The organism is Streptomyces sp. R35, assembly GCF_041053035.1.
Lineage (GTDB): Bacteria > Actinomycetota > Actinomycetes > Streptomycetales > Streptomycetaceae > Streptomyces > Streptomyces lutosisoli.
Genome location: NZ_CP163440.1, coordinates 5212514 through 5229881, shown reverse-complemented (window position 1 = coordinate 5229881; position 17368 = coordinate 5212514). Strand labels below are relative to the sequence as shown.

Below are 17368 nucleotides of genomic sequence, written 5' to 3'. Positions count from 1 at the left end.
GGAAACGAGAAAGGGGAGTTGAGCTGAAATGCGGGAAGTCCGGGAGGCGTTCGCGCGCTTCTGGCCGCTGACACGCGGCGATCGCAAGTGGCTGGTGCTGATCATCGGGTGTGTGGTCGTGGCCGCACTCGCCGAGACGGCATCGATCCTGCTCTTCGCGGAGCTCACCGATCACGCGCTGAAGGAGGGCTCGATCTCCGCGTTCTGGGGACCCGCCGGAGCCTGGCTCGGGGTCGCCGTACTCGGTGCGGTCGTCGGTTATCTCGGTAACTCGCTCGCCGTGTGGACTGCCGAGAGATTCGTCCTCCGGCTGCGCGCGGGTGTCTTCCGCCACGTCCAGGATCTGCCGCCCCACTTCTTCCAGCAGCACCGCCAGGGTGATCTTGTCGAACGCCTCACGGGTGATGTCGAGGCCATTGAGCAGATGGTCGTGTCAGGGGTGGTGGGGACCGTCTCCGCCGCCTTCTCGGCCGTCTTCTATGCCGCCGCCGCGCTCTGGCTGCGCTGGGATCTCGCGCTCGTCACCTTCGTCCTCGCCCCTCTCTTCCTCGTCGCCGCCCGCCGGTTCTCCGGACGGATCAAGAAGGCGTCCCAGGAGGAGCGGGCCGCCGACGGGGCGATCACCTCGGTCGTCGAGGAGTCGCTCGGCAATGTGGTGCTGACGCAGGCGTACAACCGCCGGCGCGCCGAGGAGAAGCGGCTCGACCGGGAGGCGCGCGCCTGGATGCGCGCGTCCGTGCGCGGGGCGCGGGCGAGCGAGATGTACGAGCAGTTCGTCGAGGTCGTCGAGACCGTGTGCGTGCTCGCCGTGATCGGCCTGGGCGCCTGGGAGATCTCCGCGGGCCGGATGTCGCTGGGCCAGCTGCTCGCCTTCGCCGCCTTCCTCGGCTATCTGTACCCGCCGATCCGCAACCTCGGCCAGCTCGGCCTCACCCTCACCGCCGCCACCGCAGGCGCCGAGCGGATCCAGGAGATCCTGGACGCCGAGCCCGCCGTCGCCGACCCCGTCGCCCCGGTCCCCGCATGGCCCGTACGCGGCTGGGTCAGCCTCCACGGCACCTCGTTCCGCTACCCGGGCGCCGAGCACGACTCCCTGCGCGAGGTGACCTTCACGGCCGGACCCGGCGAACTCGTCATCGTCACCGGGCCCAGCGGCGCCGGAAAGTCCACCCTCTCCAAGCTCCTGACCCGCTTCTACGACCCCACGGCCGGCGTGATCTGCCTCGACGGCATCCCGCTGAGCGACGTACCCCTGGAGTTCCTGCGCGAGAACGTCGCGCTGCTGCCCCAGGAGACCCTCATCCTGCACGGCACGATCCGCGAGAACATCGAGTGCGGACGGCCGGGCGCCTCACTGGCCGAGATCGAGCGGGCCGCGCGGGACGCCGTCGCGCACGAGTTCATCAGCGCACTGCCCGAGGGGTACGACACCGAGATCGCGCCCGGCACGGCCATCCTCTCCGGCGGCCAGCTCCAGCGGATCGCCATCGCCCGCGCCATGCTGCGCGGCGCCCCCGTCCTCGTCCTCGACGAGCCCACGACCGGGCTCGACTCGGTCGCCGCGCGCCGGGTGGTGCAGCCGCTGCGCCGACTGATGGCGGGCCGTACGACCATCATGATCACGCACGATCTGTCACTGGCGCCCGACGCCGACCGGATCCTGGTCGTGGACGGCGGCCGGCTGGTGGAGGCGGGCACGCACGACGAGTTGATGGCGTACGGCGGGGCGTACGCGCGCCTCGCCAGGCCGGCGCCCGAGTTCGACTATCTGGCGGCGCGCAGCGTGTAGCCGAGCCCCCGCACGGTGTGGATGAGCCGCGGTCCGCCGTGGCTCTCCAGCTTCCGGCGCAGATACATCACGTACACGTCCAGCGTGTTGGACGCCGGTTCGAAGTCGAAGCCCCAGACCTCCCTGAGGATCTGGGCCCGGCTGAGGACCTTGGCCGGGTGCCGCAGCAGATGCTCCAGCAGGGCGAACTCGGTCCGGGTGAGGTCGAGGGGGTCGTCGCCGCGGGTGACCGTGCGGGCCCGCAGGTCCATGGCGATGTCCTGGAAGGCGAGCCGGTCGCCGGGAAAGGCCGCGTCCGGTGCCTGCTCCGGGCGCGGGCTGCGGCGCAGCAACGCCCGTACGCGGGCGAGGAGTTCCTCGCTCGCGAACGGTTTCATCAGGTAGTCGTCGGCGCCGTTGTCGAGCGCGACGATACGGTCGCCGACCGCGTCCCGGCCGGTGATCATGAGGATGGGCACGGTGGACCCGGAGGCCCGGATCCGCCGGGTGGCGGCCAGCCCGTCGAGCCCGGGCATGGTCACATCCATCAGCACCAGGTCGGGCCGCCCGTCCGCCCCGCCCACGAGAGCGAGGGCCTCACGGCCGTCCCCGGCGAGGACGGTCTCGTACCCCTCGAACCGGAGCAGCCGGTCGAGCCCCTCTCGCACGGCCGCGTCGTCGTCGGCCAGCAGGATCTTCCGCGCCATCGGTCCAACGTGTAACAGGGCGCTGTGCTGGACCTGGCAGGCGGATAAGCGTGAGCTGGGGGAAGACGGGGAGACGGGGGAAGTCGGGGGACAGGGGCTACGGCTCCCGCAGTGACCGGGGGACCTGGGACTCCCAGCGCCAGTTCAGGAGGGCGGCGAGGAGGGCGAAGGAGGCCAGCGGGATCCACGCGAGCAGGAGGAGCGCCGGCTGCTCGTCCTGGGTGACCAGGAGCACCACCCAGAGCACGAACATGCACAGCCAGACGATCAGGCCGCCGTTGAAGGCCCGCTGCCAGGCCGTGCGGTGCCCGGCCCGCCGCCGGATCAGCGCCTCCACCGCCGGACGCCGCTCCCAGGTCATGTCGCGCTGCCGGGTGGCGGCGTAGCGCAGGTCGGTCATCTCGGCGTGGGGGTCGGCAAGTTGCCAGTCGTTGACGTGCGGGAGGAGGAACCTGCGGCCCTCGGTGTCGTACAGGAAGGTGATCCACTGGGGCGCGAACGAGGACTTCCGCGGTATGGGCTCGACACGGATGTCGTAGATGTCGTGCCAGGCCCGCCGCCGCTCGACGACGGCCCCGCGGACACGGATACCGTCGCCCGTCACCAGCGTGCAGCCCCGCGTCATGAACAGCGCCAGCCTGCCGAAGGCCAGGACCACGGTGACCGCGAGGATCGGCCGCCCCCACTCCGCCGCCGGGCCGGTGGTCGACCGCGTCAGCTGAAAGAGGCAGTTCAGCGCCAGGAAGGCCCACAGGGCGAGCACCCGCCCGGGCAGCCATCGCCTCCGGTACTCGCGCTCGATCCCGTGCCCGGCTTCGTCCCAGGCCTCGTCCCCGGATTCGCCCCCGGCCGCGTCCCCGGACCCGGCCCCGTACTCGCTCATGTGCCTCTCCCCCGGTCACGCGTCGAACGCGCGCGACCGGGAGATCGTAAGGCGGGCTCCTGTGAGGGTCAGGAAGCGGTCGGCGTCCAGTCGCCCAGCCAGGCGGCGACGGTCTGGTCGGCGGCCTGGGTGTCCGTCAGCTGCGGACGGTCGCTGCTCGCGGCGCCCGAGCCGGCGCCGGTGTTCTTGTACTCGGCGAAACGGTCGGCCTTCCAGGAGAAGCCGCCCATGTCGGACCACGGGTTCGACCTGATGGCGGCGCTGAGGCTGGAGTTGCGGACGGTGGTCTGCGGCCTGAGGGTCGCGTCGCCGCCCGCGTGCCAGTTGCGGCCGAGGGAGAAGCTGGCGGCCGTCACATCACCGTTGAAGGTGGTGTTGTTGATCAGGAAGCCCTTGCGGTTCGCCGCGGTGCTGGGCGCGGTGACGTACCCGGCGGAGCTGCCGTCCCAGCGCTTCTTCAGGGTGATCACCGAGTGGTCGACGACGGCGGTGGCCCGGCCGAAGATGAAGTCGACGTTGCCCACGACGTAGGAGTTGCGGATGTAGACCCGGCCCAGCGCGCTGCTGTTCGCGCTGTCCAGCTCCAGGGTGTCCTGGTCGCCGGTGACGATCACCGAGTCGAGGAAGACCTTGTCGGCGGCGGTGCGCAGGGCGACGGCCTGCGCGCTGATGTCCTGGTGCGCCTTCTCGTCGAAGTCGTTGGAGACGGTCAGGTTGCGGGCCTGGAAGTCGTCGGCCTCCACGGCCATGGTGGCGCTGCCGGTGGTGCCGTACGTCGTGCCGTCGGCCTTCTTCGTCCCGGCCGCGTTGTTGTAGACGATCACCGTGTCCTTACGGCTGCTGCCCGTGCCCTGGATGGTGACGTGCGGCTTGTTGGACGGGACCTTGACGGTCTCGCGGTACGTGCCCGGCTTCACGGAGATCGTGACGCGCGAGGCGTTGTTCGCGGGTACGACGTCCACGGCGGCCTGCACGGTCTTGTACTGACCGGTGCCGTCGGCGGCCACGGTGAGGGTGGTGCCCGTGGCCGCGGTTGTCGTGGCCGTCGTCGTACCGAGCGAACTCCTCGGCCCAGAACTCGACTTGAGGAGCGCGGGAACGTCGGCCGCCTTGTCGAGCGTGTAGCTGTAGTAGCTCTTCGGGTCCCAGGACGCGCCCGTGCCCCCGCTCTCGTTCTTGCCACTGGTACCGGAGAAGACGTTGCCGCTCTGGGCGAGGGTGGCGGTGCTGTCCCGGACGACGGGGTTGTTCATCCCCGAGAAGTAGCTGTTCTGCAGCACCATGTTGGTGTTGCCGCGCGCGTAGTTGCCGTACGCGGACGTGATGTCCGTGCCCGGCTCGTCCTCCAGGTAGTTGTTGTAGAGGTGCGCGTGGGCGACGTTGTCCGTGGAGGGGTTGCGCTGCTGGGTCTCGCGGATCCAGTTGTGGTGGATCGTGATGTCGGCGGTGGTGTTGTCGGTCCAGCCGATGCCGAACGCCTTGTTCTCGTTGCTCAGCTTGTTGTACGACACCGTCAGGTACGTGGTGTCCTTGCGGCTGTCGATGAGCCCGTCGGCCATGTGCCGGATGTCGTTGTGGTCGATCCACACGTGGTGCGCGCCATCCATCTGGATGCCGTCGTAGTCGTGCTCCTTGTCGTTCCAGACGCCCTGGTAGGCGTCCCGGATCGTCAGGTTGCGGATGATCACGTTGTGCACGCCCTGGCCGAGGAAGAAGCCGCCGCCGACGATGTGCCCGGCGGTGCCGGAGCCGATGATGGTCTTGTTCGACTGGACCTTGATCTCGTTGCCGACCGGGTCCATGTTGATGGTCGCGGCGACGACGATGACGTACGGCTCGGTCGCGGTCGCGTACTTCTCCAGGTCGGCGAGCGTCTTCACGGTGACGGTCTTGCCGTCCCGGCCGCCGTAAGTCCCGTTCTGGCCAAGGGCGTTGACGGAGGCGAAGCCGTCGGCGGTGGCCGTGGCCCAGGCCGGGGTGGTGGCGGTCGCGGCCGACGCCTTCGGCTGCGCGTCCGCACCGAACACGCCGAACACCCCGCCGTAGGCCATGGCTCCGGCGGCGGACAGGGCCAGGGGGACACCGACGACCAACGCGGTTTTCCGCCGACGGTGACGAGCGCGGGCCTTGCTGCGGGTCTCACTCACGGGATGCTTCCGATCAGGTGGGCGGTGGCTTGAGTCACCTGCTGGTCGGCGCCGGTGGAGAAAAGGTTGCCGTGGGAGGGGGAAGTCTTGGTGCCGGTCCGCCTTCCAGTGGGGGTGATTGGCAGAACCGTTCCAGTCGGTGCGGCGCTGACCAGGGAATACGGCGGCGGGCGTGGGAACAGATCTGCCAATCCCTCCCGGACCGGGGCCTGGCGCGAGTCGTCCTGCGGCGACGGGCCGCCCGCTGGTCTTCTCGGCCGTGTTCTGGGCCGGATTCGTGGACGAGGTCAAGGGCGAGGCGGGCGTGCACACGTTCGGGTGATGCGGGTCGGAAGGCCTGACGTTCGAGGTCGAACCTCCCCCATCGTTGATCTTCCGGTCGAATGGGCGGCCTGGGCGTGAACGACAGATAGGGCAGAGGCGAGGCGGTTATGGTCGTAGACGCGACGCGTCGAAGGAGGGCATCGGCCATGGCTGCTCACGCTGAGGAACCCGATCCGGTCGTCCCTCCTATGCCCGAGCGGACGCCGGGGGCGCTGCGCGAGGCCATTGCCGAGCACGCCCCAAAGCTCCTACCCGACTTCGACGACCACTGGAAGTGGGCGATCGCCGACGCCTACAACCTTGGCCCTGTGCCCGCGTTCATGGCCCGCTGGTGGTGCGAGTACGCGATCGCCCGTAATCCGGAACTCGACGCCCACGTGATCGATCTCCAGCACCGTGCTGCAGAGGCAACCGACATCGCTGAGGCCAAGGCTCTGATCGACGAGGTGGCGAAGATTCGCTACGGCACGCGGAAGCTGGAGCCCGGCGAGTGACCGACGAGTTCATGGGGCCGCCTTGGCAGATGGACTGGCGGCTCGATGCCCTCACGAGCCGTGATGCACTGCCCGAGCATGTGCGGACGATGGTTGATGAGGCACGCGCCGAGCTGGTCACGGCGAAGGATCCGTATTTCCGGGGGATCGATGCCGATGCCGCTCTACCGGAAACCATGCGTGTCCAGCCGGCGCGGTCCAGCGATCCGAAGGGGCCGCGCATCCTGTACTTCGGCAACGGCGACGGCTGGCTCGCCTATACCTTCGTTCGGCGCTCCGAGGATCCGCAGATCCTGGTGTTCGAAGCCTTCTGGCAGGGGGCCGACCCGCTTACACCGCCTCCGGCGGAGGAGTAGCCGCCCCCGGCAGCCGTACCGTAGCCACCGTTCCGCCGCCCTGCGCCGGGCGCAGCGAGATCTCGCCGCCCGCCTGCTGGACCGTACGGGCCACAATCGACAGACCGAGGCCGGAGCCCGGGAGTGCGCGGGCCGACGGGGAGCGCCAGAAGCGGTCGAAGACGTGCGGGAGTTCCTCGCTGGGGATGCCGGGGCCGTGGTCGCGGACGGTCAGTTCGCCGCCCTTGAGTACGATGTCGATGACCCCGCCCTCGGGGCTGAACTTCACCGCGTTGTCGAGGATGTTCACGATCGCCCGCTCCAGTGCCTGCGGCTCCGCCCGGACGAACCAGGGCTGGAGATCCGCCGTGATCGTCAGCTCGGGGCCACGCAGCCGCGCCCTGCGCAGGGCCGCTTCGACGGTGTCCTGAAGGTCCACGGCCTCGGCACGGTCCGCCGGTGTTCCCGCGTCCGAACGCGACAGTGTCTGCAGGTCGCCGATCAGTGAGGCCAGTTCCGTCATCTGTGCCGTCACCGAGGCGAGGAGTGCCTTGCGGTCCGCCGGGGGGATCGGGCGGCCGGTTTCCTCGCTGCGGGTGAGGAGTTCGATGTTGGTGCGGAGGGAGGTCAGGGGGGTCCGGAGTTCGTGACCGGCGTCCGCGATGAGCTGCTGCTGGAGCTCGCGGGAGCTGGCGAGGGAGGCGGTCATCGAGTTGAAGGAGCGGGAGAGGCGGGCGATCTCGTCCTCGCTGTCCTCCTCGACCGGGATACGGATGGAGAGGTCTTCGGTACGGGCTACGTGTTCTACGGCGTCGGTGAGTTTGTCGACCGGGCGCAGGCCCGCGCGGGCGACCCAGAGACCTGCGGCTCCGGCGCCCAACACCCCGATTCCGGAGACGAGGAGGAGGATGAGGGCCAGGTCGTTGAGGGTGTTCTGGGTGTCCTCGAGGGAGATGGCGGCCATGATCGCGACGTCAGGGTAGGCCTGGGGGTTGGGGCCGGGCCCCACGGGGACAGCAATGGCCGCCACCCGGACGTCGTTGCCTTTGGAGTCGGTGCTGTTGTGGAAAGTGCGGACGCTTGCGTCGGGGTTTGCGGCCACCTCCTTGTCCGTGGCCGTGACCTTCACCACGCCCTCCGAGTCGTTGAGGACACATGTCTTGCCCTCTGACGTCACCAGCTGCAGGTAGAGGAACGAGGGCCGGCGGTTGGTGTCCGAGTCGTTTGCCGTCTGGGTACAGCTTGCGAGGACCGCCGGTACCTGTCCCGGGTTCAGCAGCATCCTGCCGTTGACGCTCGCGAGCCGACTGTCGACCTCGTCGTACAGCTTCCCCTGCACGATGAACCAACAAGTCACCGAAACCGCAGCCACCGCGAACGCCACCGCCGCAGCCACCAGCAGTGCGAGCCGGGACCGGATCGGCAGCGACCGGAACTGGCGGAGGACCTTGTTCACTCCGCGCCGCCCGACCGCAGCACGTACCCCACACCCCGGACCGTGTGGACGAGGCGCGGCTCGCCGCCCGCCTCGGTCTTGCGGCGCAGGTACATGACGTACACGTCCAGGGAATTCGAGGACGGCTCGAAGTCGAAGCCCCAGACCGCCTTGAGGATCTGCTCGCGGGTGAGGACCTGGCGCGGGTGGGCCAGGAACATCTCCAGGAGGGTGAACTCCGTGCGGGTGAGCTCCACCGCGCGTCCGGCCCGCGTGACCTCGCGGGTCGAGAGGTCCATGCGGAGGTCGCCGAAGGTGAGCGCGTCGTCGTCCGGGACGGCGCCCGCGGTCGCCGTGTACGAGCTGCGTCGCAGCAACGCCCGGACTCGGGCGAAGAGTTCGTCGAGCTCGAACGGCTTGACGAGGTAGTCGTCGGCGCCGGCGTCCAGGCCGGTGACGCGGTCGCCGACCGTGTCGCGGGCGGTGAGCATGAGGATCGGCGTCGTGGTGCCCGCGCCGCGCATCCGGCGGGCGGCGGTGAGGCCGTCCATGCGGGGCATCTGGATGTCCAGGACGACCAGGTCCGGCTGGTAGGCCGTTGCCTTCTCCAAGGCGTCCGCGCCGTCGACCGCGACCGCGGTGTCGTATCCCTCGAAGGCGAGGCTGCGCTGGAGTGCTTCGCGCACGGCAGGCTCGTCGTCGACGATCAGAATGCGCTGGGGGTCACGGTCGCCATCGGCGGGGCTCATGGGCTGGAGTTCCTCGGGTGCGCTGGGACGGTGGGTCTGACGTCTTCAGCCTCGCACGTTTGCGGGCGGGGACGGAGAGAAGGCATCAGCCGGGGAGGGAGGAGCTCAGCTCTGCATCGTGCTGAGCCGGCGCAGCTGGACCTTGCGGCGGTGCGGGTGCGCGGAGGAGATCCGCAGGCCCATCAGCTGCGGGACTGGCGGGACCGCCACTTCCGGAGCCCGAGTCGCCGGGGCATGCAGCTCGTACGCCACTTCCAGGGCCAGGGTGAAAACGGCCGGGTCGCTGTCGGCGAAGATGTGGGAGACGCGCGTGATCATGGGAACCTCCAGGAATCAGCTGTCGGAGCCGCCGGCCCGCAGAGAGGCCAGGTCGGACTTGACGGTGTTGATCGGGATGGCGAAGCCGAGGCCGACGCTGCCCGCGCTGGACGAGCTGGACGAGGAGTCCGAAGCGGCCGAGTACATCGCCGAGTTGATGCCGATGATGTTGCCGTTCATGTCGATCAGCGCGCCGCCGGAGTTGCCCGGGTTGAGGGACGCGTCGGTCTGAAGGGCCTTGTACGTCGTCGTGGACGAGCCGGTGTCGCCGTTGAACTCCTGGCCGCCGAACTCGAACGGCCACTGGCCGTTGCCGCCCTGGCTCTGCTGGTCCTGGCTCTGGCTCTCGTCCGTGGAGACGGTGACGTCACGGTCGAGCGCGGAGACGATACCGCTGGTGACCGTGCCGGTCAGGCCCTCGGGGGAGCCGATCGCCACGACGTCGTCGCCGACCTGGACACCGTCGGAGTTGCCGAGCGTCGCGGTCTTCAGACCGGACGGCGCGTCCTCCAGCTTGATCAGCGCGAGGTCCTTCTTGCTGTCGGTGCCGACGACCTTCGCGGTGTACGACTTGCCGTTGCTCAGCTGCACCTTGATCGACGAGGCGCCGGAGATGACGTGGTTGTTGGTGATGATCTCGCCGCTGGTCGTGATGATCACGCCCGAGCCGGTGGACGAGCCCGCGTTCGAGGTCGCGTTGATCTCGACGATGCTCGGGCTGACCGCCTGGGCGACCCCGGCGATCGTGCCCTTCTTGGCGGTGGGCACCACGGTCGTGCTGGTGCTGCTCGACGTGGTGTCCTTGCTGGTCAGCTCCTGGATGCCGTACGCGGTGCCGCCTCCTATGGCGGCGGCGACGATCGCGACGGCGGCCAGCAGGGCGAGCGGCCCCTTCGCGCGCTTCTTCGGAGCGGCGGCCGGGGCCTCCGTGGCGGGGACCGGCTCGGCCATGAGGACCGCGGTGCTCGCCGCGGCCGGCCCGGGGGCGCCGGGGTAACCCGCGAAGCCACCGCCATGGCCCTCGCCACCGCTGCCACCCTGACCTGAGCCCGGCCACACGGTGGTACCCGGCTCGACGGCGACCGGTGCGACCGGCTGGTACGCCGGCGGGGGAGGCCACTCGGGGTTCACGGGGGAGGAAGCGTGCTGCTGCTGGGGGGCCACCGGCAGGGGATTCGCAGACTGCTGGTTGTCGCCCTGGGGGTACTCGCCGCTGCGGCGGAAGCTCTCGGTCATGGAAAAAGACTGTCCCCCGATCATGAGAGCTCCCTGAGTCCCCGCTGAGAAGCCCGACAGAAGCTCGTATGCCCGATATAAAGACGCTCCGGACCCGCTCCTGCACGGAAAACAGGGGGTTGCGCGGGGGTGATGTCACGGAAGGCGCCCGACGAATACTTGTCTGCCTGCTGTGAAGCCCGTGTGCGGTGGGACGCGTGAGGCCTACGATCGCCGCGCCGGAGGGGGGCTCCGCGGATACGCCTGAATCGATGCAAGCGATCGCTGTCGTCGCTGTCGTCGACCGGGCGGCCTGTGCGTCGTACGCCCTCCTTGGGCCCATACGACACCACACGCACCCACCACCCCAGGAGCCCTGAGTGATACGTGCCCTGCGCGGCCGTCTGAGACGCCCCGCCACGGCGTTGCCCGCGGCCGCCCTCGCGCTGGCGCTGACCTGCGCCGGCGCCCTCGCGGCGCAGCCCGCAACGGCGGCCGACAACCCGGCCGGTCTGCCCGACGCGAGCGTCGCCCAGTCCACGACCCCGGCCCCGGCCGCCTCCGACAAGGAACTGCGCAACCGCGTCACGGAGGCCGCCAAGGCCCAGGCGACCCCCGAGACCCCCAAGAAGACGCCGTTCATCATCGGCGGCAGCGAGACGCCGATCTCCTCCGCGCCCTGGATGGTCCAGCTCTCCTACTACGACAGCACGGCGGGCGTCGGCTACTTCTGCGGCGGCACCCTCGTCGCCCCGAACAAGGTCCTGACGGCGGCGCACTGTGTCGCGGGCCTGGACTGGGTGAAGAACGGCGCCGTCGTGGCCGGTACCGCCGGTCTGCTGGACGACACGAGCGGCACGGTCGCGGGCGTCTACCGTCAGTGGAACCACCCGCACTACAGCTCCACGACCGTCCAGAACGACATCGCGGTCCTCACCCTGGACCGCCCGCTGGAGCAGCAGTGGACGCGGCTGGTGGCCGCCGGCGACTCCGCGTCGTACGCCGCGGGCAAGACCGCCACCGTCTACGGCTGGGGCCTGACCTCCGGTGCCGAGGGCGCCGACCTGTCGGCCACGCTGCGCAAGGTCGACCTGACAGTGCAGTCCGACGCCACCTGCAACTCCGCGATGCAGTCGGTCCTCGGGGAGGACGACTTCGTCGAGGGCTCGATGTTCTGCGCGGGCACCCCGGCCACCGGCACCGACGAGGGCACCAAGAGCCCCTGCAACGGTGACTCGGGAGGCCCGGTGATCGTCGGCGGCAAGGTCGTCGGCATCGTCTCGTGGGGCGTCTCGGGCTGCACGGCCGAGGGCGCCTACCCGGTCTTCACCAAGGTCGCCTCGTACACCTGGGCGGCCCAGCCGCGCATCGACGACACCGACCTGACCTTCGACGGCAAGGCCGACATCCTGGCCCGCACGCCCTCCGGCAACCTCTTCGAGCAGGACAGCAAGGGCACCTCGCTCGCGGCCCGCGCCTTCCAGGGCAACGGCTGGGAGGGCATCAGCTGGGGTCTCCAGGCCGACCTGGACCGGGACTTCTACCAGGACCTGATCGTCCGCGACAAGGGCGACGGCAAGCTGTACCGCAGCTACCTGAACCACTCCTCCGGCGAGTACGAGTGGATGCAGATCAGCTCGGTGTGGGGCGGCTACAAGTCGTACGCCATCCCCGGCGACATGACCGGTGACGCCCGCCCCGACCTCGTCGCGGTGGACGCCGACGGCTCGGTCTACCTCTACCCGGGCAAGGGCACCGGCCAGTTCTACGGCCGCGTCAAGGTCGTCGACAAGGCCTGGAAGAACGTGAAGATCTTCGGCCACGGCGACCTGTCCGGCGACGGCAAGGCCGACCTGCTGGTCCGCAACAGCTCCGGCGTGCTCTACCTCTACCGGGGCACGCAGGTCGAGAAGACCCCGTTCGCGGCGCGGATCCAGGCCCGCACGGGCTGGAACTTCACGTCGTACGTCTCCAACGGCGACGTCACGGGCGACGCCATCGCCGACATCGTCACCCGCGACTCCGGCGGCACGCTCTGGCTCTACCCGGGCACCAACAAGGCGTCCAGCAGCCTCTTCGGCTCACGAAAGAGCTTGGGAACGGGCTTCAACCAGTACAACCTGCTGTTCTAGGCCCACAAAAACGAGCGCCAGCCCTGCAACCGAGCGGGGCTGGCGCGCCCTTTAGGGGCGCGGGGCCGTATCGATATGCGGCTCCGCCGCGTGGGCGCGACCAGCCACATCCGGCCCGCAGACACCCCACTACTCGCAGCCGCAGGACCTTCGTACGACCAACCGCGACGGGAAAAGCTTCAACCGCTCCCGCCGAGACCCGGCAACCCGCAGCCCATCATCAAGCACAAGATCAACCGCGGCCCGAGCCATCGCCGACCGGTCCGATGCAATCGTTGTCAAAGGCGGGTCCGTCAACGCCGCTTCCTTGACGTCATCGAAGCCGGCGACCGCCAGCTCCCCGGGAACGTCAATCCGCAGCTCACGCGCGGCCCGCAGCACACCGATCGCCTGGTCGTCCGTGGAGCAGAAGATCGCCGGCGGCCGATGAGGCCCGGCCAGCAGCTCCAGGCCGACCTGATACGCGTCGTACCGGTTGTAAGGAGCCTCGAAGAGGCGCCCCTCCGTGGAGATCCCGGCCTCCTGCATCGCCCGCCGCCAGCCCTCGACGTGGTCCGAGACGGGGTCGCCGACCGCGGGGGTCTCGGCCGTACCGCCCAGACAGGCCACGTACTCGTACCCGTGCTCAAGAAGATGCCGCGTGGCGAGCTGCCCGCCGCCGATGTCGTCCGTGACGACGGCGACGTCGTCGATGGCCTCGGGGCGCTCGTGCAGCAGCACCACGCGGGCGTCCCACGCGTCGATCTCGGCGGCCGCGTGGTCGTTCAGCGCGTGGCTGACGAGGATCAGTCCGGAGACCCGCATGCCGAGGAAGGCCCGCAGATAGTGGACCTCGCGCTCGGCGACGTAGTCGGAGTTGCCGACGAGCACCATTTTTCCGCGCTCGGCGGCGGCCTGTTCGACCGCGTGCGCCATCTCCCCGAAGAAGGGCTGGCGCGCGTCCGGCACGATCAGGCCTATGAGCTCGGTCCTCCGCGATGCCATGGCCTGGGCGACCCGGTCGGGCCGGTACCCCAGTTCCTTGATCGCGGCGAGGACGCGCTCGCGCGTGGCCGGGGCAACCGGCCTCGGTCCGTTGTTGATGACATAGCTGACGACGGCGGTAGAAGTACCCGCCAGCCGCGCTACATCATCCCTAGTCACCTTGGCCACGCGCGGAGTCTACGCGGATGGACCTACCTCTGGGCAGGGCGTACGGCGGCTTCCTGTGCCTCCGCTGTGATCTCGTTGTCGGCCGTGGCGTCGAGGTGCGCCGTCTCGTCCGCATCATCCGGCTTTGGCTGGGCCGCCTTGGCCTTCGCCTCGTCCGCCGCGCGGTCCACCTTCTCAGGAGTAACGAATCGATAACCGACGTTCCGCACGGTTCCGATCAGCGACTCGTGCTCGGGTCCGAGCTTCGCGCGCAGCCGTCGTACGTGCACGTCGACGGTCCGCGTACCACCGAAGTAGTCGTAGCCCCAGACCTCCTGGAGCAGCTGGGCGCGGGTGAAGACGCGGCCCGGGTGCTGCGCGAGGTACTTCAGGAGCTCGAACTCCTTGAAGGTCAGGTCGAGGACCCGGCCCTTGAGCTTCGCGCTGTACGTCGCCTCGTCCACGGAGAGGTCGCCGTTGCGGATCTCCATGGGGGAGTCGTCGTTGACGATCTGCTGCCGGCCCATGGCCAGCCGGAGACGGGCCTCGACCTCGGCCGGTCCCGCGGTGTCCAGCAGGACGTCGTCGATTCCCCAGTCGGCGGTGACGGCCGCGAGGCCGCCCTCCGTCACGACGAGGATCAGCGGGCAGCCGGGTCCCGTGGAGCGCAGCAGCTGGCACAGGCTGCGCACCTGGGGGAGATCACGGCGTCCGTCGATCAGGATGACGTCGGCACCGGGGGTGTCGACGAGAGCGGGTCCTTCCGCCGGGGCCACTCGCACGTTGTGCAGGAGCAGGCCGAGAGCGGGAAGCACCTCCGTCGACGGCTGAAGGGCATTGGTAAGGAGCAGCAGAGAACTCATCGCGCCCCACCTGCCTGGGTCGTCCTACGTTCGTGCACGGTTCGCTCGCCCATAACGTCTGGTTCCTCCTCGGTCCCTGCGAGGACGTTTGCGGCACTGCTTTGTACGTGCGGCTCCCGCGCCCCTGGGATCCGCCATGCGATCGACGGCCCGTACACCTGCGGTTTCCCGCTTCGTATACAACGCTTCCGAAAGCACAAAAGGACCCGGGGGCTACGCTGCCCGAGTCCTCTGCCCAGCAGAATAGCCCACATGAGCTCAGGTCCGGCAGGTCAAGTGACGCGATCTTTCAATAGTCCACACCTTGAGACAACGTCGCGCACCTCTTTGAGGAGGTTTCTGCGCACGGTCGACGGGGTGACGATCGATGCGGAGTACGACCCCGGAACGGGGCCTTCTGGTGACCTGGCGTTCATCGTCGCGCACGGGTTCACGGGCGATCTGGACCGTCCGCATGTGCGCCGCGCGGCGGGTGTCCTGGCACGCAATGCGGCGGTGGTCACCTTTTCCTTCCGTGGTCACGGGGGATCCGGCGGCCGCTCCACGGTCGGCGACCGCGAGGTGCACGATCTCGCGGCGGCCGTGGCCTGGGCCCGCGAACTGGGGCACACCCGGATCGTCACCGTCGGCTTCTCCATGGGCGGCTCGGTGGTGCTGCGGCACGCCGCGCTGTACGGCGGCTCGGCGGGGGAGCGGGACGGGGAGCGGGATCAGGAGCACGAGGGGCGCACAGAGGCGCGAACGGACGCGGTGGTTTCGGTGAGCGCACCGGCTCGCTGGTACTACCGGGGCACAGCCCCTATGCGGCGGGTGCACTGGCTGGTAACCCGCCCGGAGGGCCGGTTCGTGGGCCGGGTCGGCCTGCGCACCCGTATCCACCACCGCGACTGGGACCCGGTCCCGGACTCCCCGGTCGAGTGCGTCCCCCGTATCGCGCCCACCCCGCTCCTCATCGTCCACGGCGACCAGGACGGCTACTTCCCCGTCGACCACCCGCGGATGCTGGCCGAGGCGTCCGACGGCCACGCGGAACTGTGGCTGGAGCACGGCATGGGCCACGCCGAGAACGCCGCCGACGACGAACTGCTCGCCCGTATCGGGGACTGGGCCGTCGCACACGCGGGCTAGCCTGGCCCTGACGGTGTTCACAGAAACCACAGACCTGTGGATCCACTGGATGTGGTGGATCCAGATCGCTGATTGAGGAACGAGATGGCAAAGGGCACGGTGCGTTACTGGGCCGCCGCCAAGGCCGCGGCAGGCGTCCCCGAGGAGCCGTACGACGCGAGCACGCTCGCCGAGGCACTCGAGGCGGCTCGCGAGCGACACCCCGGCGAACTCGTCCGCGTCCTGCGGCGATGCTCGTTCCTCATCGACGGTGACCCCGTGGGGACCCGCGGGCATGAGACGGTACGGCTGGCCGAGGGCGGCACGGTCGAGGTGCTCCCGCCGTTCGCAGGAGGGTGAGCGAGACGATGAGCAACCAGCCGTACGAGCCTCCGTACGAGGGGTACGACCCCTATCAGCAGGCTCAGCAACAACAACAGCAACAGCAACACCAGCAGCCCGCACAGCAGCCCGAGTGGCAGCAGTACACCCAGCAGTGGGAGGGGCAGACCTGGGAGACCCAGGCGCAGGCGCCCGTGTCCGCCGCGGACACGGCCTATCTGCCTCCGCAGGGATACCAGGGGCATCAGGGGCATCAGGGTTATGCGGAGCCGCAGGCGTACGGCGTCACGGCCCAGCCGCTTCCGCAGGAGACCGGGGGCCAGGCAGGGGTCCCGGCCGGGGCCCAGGGGTGGGACTACCCGCAGCAGCCGCAGGCTCAGCAGCCAGAGGTTGTCGCGCCGACCCTCCCCGACGAAGCGCCCGACTCCGCCGGCTACGGCCCGCCCACCATCACCGGCAACCCCCGCGTGACCGACGCCCAGCGCGCCCGCGCCGAGGGCCGGTCGCCGATCATCGAGCCCGGGATCCAGCCCGCCGCGCTCACCGCGGTCCTCGGGCTGCTGCTGTCCGGTACGGCGGCGATCGGGGAGTACGCGCTCGTCGTACCCCTCGTACTGCTTCAGGCCGTCACCGCGGCGGGATGGTTCCGGCTGAACGGGATGTGGCCCGCCCGGCAGGGCATCGCGCTGGCGTTCCTGGGCGCGGTGACCGCGGACGTCGCGCTGCTCGCGACCGGCCGGGAGAACGGGCCCGCCGCGATCCTCGGCACCCTCGGCGTGTGGGTCCTGCTCACCCTCGTGCTGCAACTGCGCAGCCACGCCGACCCGGACACCCGGATGTACGGCCTGATGGCGACCGTCGCCTCGGCGGCGCTGGCGATCATCGCGGCAGGGCACCTCGCGGCGGAGCCGGACGCCGTCACGGTGGGCGCGGCCGCGGTCGCGGTGGCCGTCCTGGCCCGCGCGCTGCCGCTGCCCACGGCGGCCTCCGTGGGGGTCGCGCTGCTGGCCGCCGCGGGCGCCGGTGTCGCGGTCGGCGGGATGACGGACCTGGGCACGCAGGGCGCCTTCCTCGGCCTCGGCGCGGGCGTCTGCGCGCTGATCGGCCACCGGGTCGCCAGCTACGACTACCCGTCCCGTTTCGTCCACTTCACGGCGGGCGTGGCGCTGCCGCTGGCGGCGGCGGCCCCGGCCGTGTACCTGCTGGGCCGCGCGCTGGGCTAGCCCCTGCCGTCCGGCCGGCCGCACTCCAGCCGCTCTCGGCCGGCCGCACTCCAGCCGCTCTCGGCCGGCCGCACTCAAGTCGCTCTCCGACCGGACTCCCACGGCTCTCCGGCGGCTCTCCGACGGTCCTCCGATCGTCACAGCTGATCGACAACCGCCCCGAAGGGCCCCCGAACCGGGGGCCCTTCGGGGTTA

General features: G+C 69.9%; 16 protein-coding genes. 7 read left to right on the top strand and 9 right to left on the bottom strand.

The features are described from left to right. Window positions 1–28 precede the first annotated feature (28 nt). Window positions 29–1789, top strand: a complete 1761-nt coding sequence (locus AB5J50_RS23960) for an ABC transporter ATP-binding protein (protein WP_369260424.1) — start codon at window positions 29–31, stop codon at window positions 1787–1789. Here AB5J50_RS23960 and AB5J50_RS23955 read toward each other — a convergent pair. The 3 genes from AB5J50_RS23955 to AB5J50_RS23945 form a co-directional block, all read right to left on the bottom strand. Then, a complete protein-coding gene (locus tag AB5J50_RS23955) occupies window positions 1765–2475 on the bottom strand; it encodes a response regulator transcription factor (protein WP_327429826.1) in 711 nt (236 codons plus the stop codon). The genes AB5J50_RS23960 and AB5J50_RS23955 overlap by 25 nt on opposite strands. 97 nt (window positions 2476–2572) lie before the next feature. Next, window positions 2573–3358 (bottom strand): PH domain-containing protein, encoded by a 786-nt coding sequence (locus tag AB5J50_RS23950; protein WP_369260423.1) that lies wholly within the window; start codon window positions 3356–3358, stop codon window positions 2573–2575. Between the two features lie 68 nt (window positions 3359–3426). After that, window positions 3427–5505 (bottom strand): pectinesterase family protein, encoded by a 2079-nt coding sequence (locus tag AB5J50_RS23945; RefSeq protein WP_369260422.1) that lies wholly within the window; start codon window positions 5503–5505, stop codon window positions 3427–3429. 470 nt (window positions 5506–5975) lie between these two features. On the opposite strand from AB5J50_RS23945, the gene AB5J50_RS23940 reads away from it, so the two are divergent. Both AB5J50_RS23940 and AB5J50_RS23935 read left to right on the top strand, forming a co-directional pair. Beyond that, window positions 5976–6323 (top strand): DUF6247 family protein, encoded by a 348-nt coding sequence (locus AB5J50_RS23940; RefSeq protein ID WP_369260421.1) that lies wholly within the window; start codon window positions 5976–5978, stop codon window positions 6321–6323. Next, window positions 6320–6679 carry a hypothetical protein gene (locus tag AB5J50_RS23935; RefSeq protein WP_369260420.1) on the top strand — a complete coding sequence of 120 codons (360 nt, stop codon included), beginning with the start codon at window positions 6320–6322 and terminating at the stop codon, window positions 6677–6679. Before AB5J50_RS23940 ends, AB5J50_RS23935 begins: the two co-directional genes overlap by 4 nt. Here AB5J50_RS23935 and AB5J50_RS23930 read toward each other — a convergent pair. The 4 genes from AB5J50_RS23930 to AB5J50_RS23915 form a co-directional block, all read right to left on the bottom strand. Continuing rightward, entirely contained in the window at window positions 6654–8114 is a 1461-nt protein-coding gene (locus AB5J50_RS23930) for a sensor histidine kinase (protein ID WP_369260419.1), read from the bottom strand. The genes AB5J50_RS23935 and AB5J50_RS23930 overlap by 26 nt on opposite strands. Further along, a complete protein-coding gene (locus AB5J50_RS23925; RefSeq protein ID WP_369260418.1) occupies window positions 8111–8842 on the bottom strand; it encodes a response regulator transcription factor in 732 nt (243 codons plus the stop codon). The genes AB5J50_RS23930 and AB5J50_RS23925 overlap by 4 nt, the downstream gene beginning before the upstream one ends. A gap of 105 nt (window positions 8843–8947) precedes the next feature. Continuing rightward, entirely contained in the window at window positions 8948–9160 is a 213-nt protein-coding gene (locus AB5J50_RS23920) for a hypothetical protein (RefSeq protein WP_369260417.1), read from the bottom strand. Between the two features lie 15 nt (window positions 9161–9175). Next, window positions 9176–10396, bottom strand: coding sequence for a S1C family serine protease (locus AB5J50_RS23915; RefSeq protein WP_369260416.1), 1221 nt, complete (start codon window positions 10394–10396; stop codon window positions 9176–9178). A 359-nt stretch (window positions 10397–10755) separates the two neighbouring features. On the opposite strand from AB5J50_RS23915, the gene AB5J50_RS23910 reads away from it, so the two are divergent. Then, complete coding sequence (locus AB5J50_RS23910) at window positions 10756–12507, top strand: trypsin-like serine protease (RefSeq protein ID WP_369260415.1); 1752 nt, start codon at window positions 10756–10758, stop codon at window positions 12505–12507. 129 nt (window positions 12508–12636) lie between these two features. Here AB5J50_RS23910 and AB5J50_RS23905 read toward each other — a convergent pair whose 3' ends face one another. Beyond that, window positions 12637–13659: a LacI family DNA-binding transcriptional regulator gene (locus AB5J50_RS23905; RefSeq protein ID WP_369260414.1), complete on the bottom strand. Its 1023-nt coding sequence runs from the start codon at window positions 13657–13659 to the stop codon at window positions 12637–12639. 23 nt (window positions 13660–13682) lie between these two features. Then, on the bottom strand, window positions 13683–14501 hold the full coding sequence (locus tag AB5J50_RS23900; protein WP_327429816.1) for a response regulator transcription factor: 819 nt from the start codon (window positions 14499–14501) through the stop codon (window positions 13683–13685). Between the two features lie 252 nt (window positions 14502–14753). Here AB5J50_RS23900 and AB5J50_RS23895 point away from each other — a divergent pair, with 252 nt between their 5' ends. The 3 genes from AB5J50_RS23895 to AB5J50_RS23885 all read left to right on the top strand — a co-directional run bounded on the left by AB5J50_RS23895 (window position 14754) and on the right by AB5J50_RS23885 (window position 17173). Continuing rightward, a complete protein-coding gene (locus AB5J50_RS23895) occupies window positions 14754–15629 on the top strand; it encodes an alpha/beta hydrolase family protein (RefSeq protein WP_369260413.1) in 876 nt (291 codons plus the stop codon). Between the two features lie 84 nt (window positions 15630–15713). Beyond that, window positions 15714–15968, top strand: coding sequence for a MoaD/ThiS family protein (locus AB5J50_RS23890; protein ID WP_369260412.1), 255 nt, complete (start codon window positions 15714–15716; stop codon window positions 15966–15968). 8 nt (window positions 15969–15976) lie between these two features. Further along, the gene (locus tag AB5J50_RS23885; RefSeq protein WP_369260411.1) at window positions 15977–17173 is read left to right on the top strand and encodes a hypothetical protein; all 1197 of its coding nucleotides are present in this window, start codon (window positions 15977–15979) and stop codon (window positions 17171–17173) included. Window positions 17174–17368 lie beyond the last annotated feature (195 nt).

Bases quoted from the DNA above. Each gene is read 5' to 3' on its own strand.
- AB5J50_RS23960 (WP_369260424.1), top strand. From the start codon at position 29: ATGCGGGAAGTCCGGGAGGCGTTCGCGCGCTTCTGGCCGCTGACACGC.
- AB5J50_RS23955 (WP_327429826.1), bottom strand. From the start codon at position 2,475: ATGGCGCGGAAGATCCTGCTGGCCGACGACGACGCGGCCGTGCGAGAG.
- AB5J50_RS23950 (WP_369260423.1), bottom strand. From the start codon at position 3,358: ATGAGCGAGTACGGGGCCGGGTCCGGGGACGCGGCCGGGGGCGAATCC.
- AB5J50_RS23940 (WP_369260421.1), top strand. From the start codon at position 5,976: ATGGCTGCTCACGCTGAGGAACCCGATCCGGTCGTCCCTCCTATGCCC.
- AB5J50_RS23925 (WP_369260418.1), bottom strand. From the start codon at position 8,842: ATGAGCCCCGCCGATGGCGACCGTGACCCCCAGCGCATTCTGATCGTC.
- AB5J50_RS23920 (WP_369260417.1), bottom strand. From the start codon at position 9,160: ATGATCACGCGCGTCTCCCACATCTTCGCCGACAGCGACCCGGCCGTT.
- AB5J50_RS23915 (WP_369260416.1), bottom strand. From the start codon at position 10,396: ATGACCGAGAGCTTCCGCCGCAGCGGCGAGTACCCCCAGGGCGACAAC.
- AB5J50_RS23900 (WP_327429816.1), bottom strand. From the start codon at position 14,501: ATGAGTTCTCTGCTGCTCCTTACCAATGCCCTTCAGCCGTCGACGGAG.
- AB5J50_RS23895 (WP_369260413.1), top strand. From the start codon at position 14,754: ATGAGCTCAGGTCCGGCAGGTCAAGTGACGCGATCTTTCAATAGTCCA.
- AB5J50_RS23890 (WP_369260412.1), top strand. From the start codon at position 15,714: ATGGCAAAGGGCACGGTGCGTTACTGGGCCGCCGCCAAGGCCGCGGCA.
- AB5J50_RS23885 (WP_369260411.1), top strand. From the start codon at position 15,977: ATGAGCAACCAGCCGTACGAGCCTCCGTACGAGGGGTACGACCCCTAT.